General features: G+C 60.3%; 3 protein-coding genes. All 3 read right to left on the bottom strand.

Features of this window, described 5'->3' with window-relative positions:
* Positions 1-17: 17 nt before the first annotated feature.
* Positions 18-2117 carry an RHS repeat-associated core domain-containing protein gene (locus HHL14_RS32640; RefSeq protein ID WP_230413319.1) on the bottom strand — a complete coding sequence of 700 codons (2100 nt, stop codon included), beginning with the start codon at positions 2115-2117 and terminating at the stop codon, positions 18-20.
* A gap of 215 nt (positions 2118-2332) precedes the next feature.
* Positions 2333-2653, bottom strand: coding sequence for a hypothetical protein (locus HHL14_RS32635; protein WP_169501716.1), 321 nt, complete (start codon positions 2651-2653; stop codon positions 2333-2335).
* Positions 2650-3682, bottom strand: a 1033-nt coding sequence (locus HHL14_RS32630) for an RHS repeat-associated core domain-containing protein (RefSeq protein WP_206002632.1), incomplete at its 5' end; no start/stop codon positions are given. The genes HHL14_RS32635 and HHL14_RS32630, both read right to left, overlap by 4 nt.

The following is a 3682-nucleotide window of genomic DNA, read 5'->3' as shown; positions in this document are numbered from 1 at the left end:
TCGGCAAACGCACCTTCCTACGGTTCGAACAGAACGGTGATCGAGGTCCCGGCGTCTTCGCCGCCACTACAACGCGGGCAGCAAACTGCGCGATGCGCAGGAAGCGGGTTGTGCAGACCTTCCTTAACGGGAACTAAATCACCTGTTGCTCGATCGCGTACAAATGTGCCACCAGCATCAAGAATGCGATCTTCCTTCGCTGCCTGGAGGCGCTTGTCCGCCGTCATGCTAGTGACCTCATAGGTTTGAGCCTGCCCATTCTCAATCACTGCCGTATCGATCCGCCGACGTTCACCCGTCACAGGATCCTTCACCGACTGCCCCTGTGCATTGCGCAGATAGCACTGGCATTGAACCGTCGCGTTCGGATGCTGCGCGCGCATCTGCGCGTTAAATGTATCTTCGCGCCGTGCACCGTCAATTGCATTTTGAATCCGAGCAAGGCCAAGCGGATCGATCCACTGCACCGGGTTAGGCGCATACGCATAAACATTGATCCCACCCGCCAACCCAATCGGATCCTTGCTGATGAACCGACCCGAGTGCGCATCGTAATACCGATGCCGGTTATAGGCGAGCCCCGTCTCCTCATCATGATACTGCCCCTGGAACCGGATCCGGTTATCCGCGCCAACCGGATCGACGCTGTCATACGGTGCAGGCTTCACCCCACCCCACGCCTTATACCGTGCAAGCCACACCACCTTGCCCGACTCGTCCACCAGCTCCTGCGGCGTGCCCAGGTGATCATTCTGGTAGAAGTAGGTTCCGTGCCGAGTCCTCGCCGCCACCTGCACGAAGCGTCCATCCGTGCCCGTCGCGAGGAACGCCGGTTCCACCAGCTTCTCGTCAAGCCGCGCAAGCGGCACGAATGACCCCGGCTCGTGCAGGTAAAGCGACGCCGCCTGCCACTCGTGATGCCGCTCAAGCGTATGCATGCGCTGCGCGACCGGCAGCGAATACACATCCTGCGGCTCCTCACGCACGATCTGCGCCCTGCGGAACTCCAGCCCGCGATACACATGCTCGCGCTTCACCGGCAGCCCGAAGCGCTCCTCCATCAGCAGCACATCGCCGTCCCACGTGAAGAACGTGCGCTCGATCCCGCCATCCGGTCGCGTCACCTTCTTCTTCGTGCGCCGACCGAACGCATCGTACGCAAAGCTCACTTCCAGCAGCGGCCGCACACTCCCATCAACGAACCGCGTACCACCACCCGCCACGGGTTCCCTACGCGCCAGCTCATCCGCCTCCGGCGGCTTCGCATAGCGCTTCGCCTCGATCAGCCGGTTCGCTGCGTCGTACCGGTACAGCCACGTCGTGCCGTCCGGCTCGACCCGCCGCACGAGGTTGCCACGCGCATCGTGTGCATAGCGTGTGCGGTTCAGTTCCTTCAGCACGTTGCCGATGCACTTCGGCAGCGACGCCTCCCATTCGTCCAGCCTGCGCCTGTCCTCCACGCCCCGCCTGTTGTAACGCAGCGGTGGATATTTCTCGCCAGGATTCGCCCGCAGCCATGCGGCGTCCTCGGCACGCTCCCGCGCGGCACGCGACGCCTGTTCCTCCGGCGTCTCGACCTCCGGCCTCGGCGGTACCGTCTCCGGGTCAACCGGATTGCCTGCCCGGTCGAACGCAAAGACTTCGGTCAGGTCCGGCGTCACGGACTTCAGCAGCCGACCGACCGGATCATAGGTGTAATCCGTCGCACCGCGCGCGTGGTCATCGATACGCGTGAGGTGGCCCGCTGCGCTGTAATGCAGCCGCCGCTCGGCAATGCGCTCATGCGGGCTGGCCGCGCCCATCTGTTTCGCCGTGAACCGCGCCAGGCGCCCCATCGGATCGTATTCGCGCGCCTGGCTGAACGCCGCATGCGTGCGACCCGTCTCGCGGTGCAGCCGGTCGCGCTCGAAGTCCACCAGCGGCGCGCCGTCGAGCAGCACGCCATGCACGTGCCCCGAACCATAGCGCAGCCAGTCGACGGTGCGCGTGTTGGGCAGCACCGTGCGCGTGCGGTTGCCGAGCGCATCGTATTCGTGCCGCGTGACGGTCAGGTAGGCGCAGGCCATCTCTTCAGCACAGGACAGCGCGTCAATGTCTCGGTTGACTACATCCGGCAATGCCTTACCGTTACCCCGGAAGACGATTACGCCGCCAAAGCGCGCGAGCGCGAAGCGTTGGCCATCGCGCGTAAGGCCGAGAATGACGAACTGCGCAAAGTATGGCGCACGCGGGATTCGAAGCAGGGCAGCGCGTAAAGATCGTGGTTGAACACGGGTGGTTGACCATTACCGCCGAGTAGATGACCGAAGGGCCGCGTCAGCGGCCCTTTAATTCACTTCACGAACGTATCTATGTCATCAAGAGCGTCTTGCGCTCTTCCTGACAGAGATTCGTCACAAAGCAGGCGTTTTAAAACAGGCATAACCTTATCTTTGTTTATCTGTGAATGCATTCTGGCCACGTGCCCAATGCACGTGATGCCCAAGCCTCTTATATCCTCATCCTTTTCACGTTCAATCGCTTCAATACACTTGTCTTGAATCCACTCTGGATCGTTGATGTTGAAGCATAAATACATAAGGGCGTCGATAACCGCGTCTTTATCCGAAGAATTTAACCGATGCTCAAGTTCTTCCTTGCTGTATTGACTCATTTTATTTTTCCCTTACTCGTGACCTTCCCGGCTTTTCTCAGCGCAGATTGCTGGTCATTGTGCAGATCACACCAGCAACGCACATGCCCGTGGAATTCCTCATCGCCGTTGGCATGTGTTCTGGTTTTATCCATCACAACAATTTCATTGTTATCAGCGTCAACGCCCACGCGCCTCGGTGACGTGTCCTTGACTTGCACCGAATTATCAAGAGCGGTTTGTCCATCGATTGGAGCTTTGCTCTTCACAGCATTGTCTGTAGTTCCGTGATACGGCGCATCATTATAAATACGGGCTAAACCTAACGGATCAATCCATCCCGTTGGATTTGGCGCGTACTGATAAACATTGACCCCACCCGCCAACCCAATCGGATCCTTCGTAATGAACCGACCCGAGTGCGCATCGTAATACCGATGCCGGTTATAGGCGAGCCCCGTCTCCTCGTCATGATACTGCCCCTGGAACCGGATCCGGTTATCCGTGCCAACCGGATCGACGTTGCCGTACGGTGCACGCTTCACCCCACCCCACGCCTTATACCGCGCAAGCCACACCACCTTGCCCGACTCGTCCACCATCTCCTGCGGCGTGCCCAGATGGTCATTCTGGTAGAAGTAGGTTCCGTGCCGAGTCTTCGCCGCCACCTGCACAAAGCGCCCGTCCGTACCCGTCGCGAGAAACGCCGGTTCCACCAGCTTCTCGTCAAGCCGCGCAAGCGGCACGAACGATCCCGGCTCGTGCAGATAAAGTGACGCCGCCTGCCACTCGTGATGCCGCTCAAGCGTATGCATGCGCTGCGCGACCGGCAGCGAATACACATCCTCCGGCTCCTCCCGCACGATCTGCGCCCTGCGGAACTCCAGCCCGCGATGCACATGCTCGCGCTTCACCGGCAGCCCGAAGCGCTCCTCCATCAGCAGCACATCGCCGTCCCACGTGAAGAACGTGCGCTCGATCCCGCCATCCGGTCGCGTCACCTTCTTCTTCGTGCGTCGACCGAACGCATCGTACGCAAAACTCACTTCC

Origin of the sequence: Paraburkholderia antibiotica (assembly GCF_012927125.1) — a bacterium.
Taxonomy (GTDB): Bacteria; Pseudomonadota; Gammaproteobacteria; order Burkholderiales; family Burkholderiaceae; genus Paraburkholderia; species Paraburkholderia antibiotica.
The sequence above is the reverse complement of the archived record's forward strand: the minus strand, read 5'-3'. Positions and strand labels throughout refer to the sequence as shown.

Excerpts from the sequence above, each read along its gene's own strand:
- HHL14_RS32635 (WP_169501716.1), bottom strand. The coding sequence starts at position 2,653 with ATGAGTCAATACAGCAAGGAAGAACTTGAGCATCGGTTAAATTCTTCG.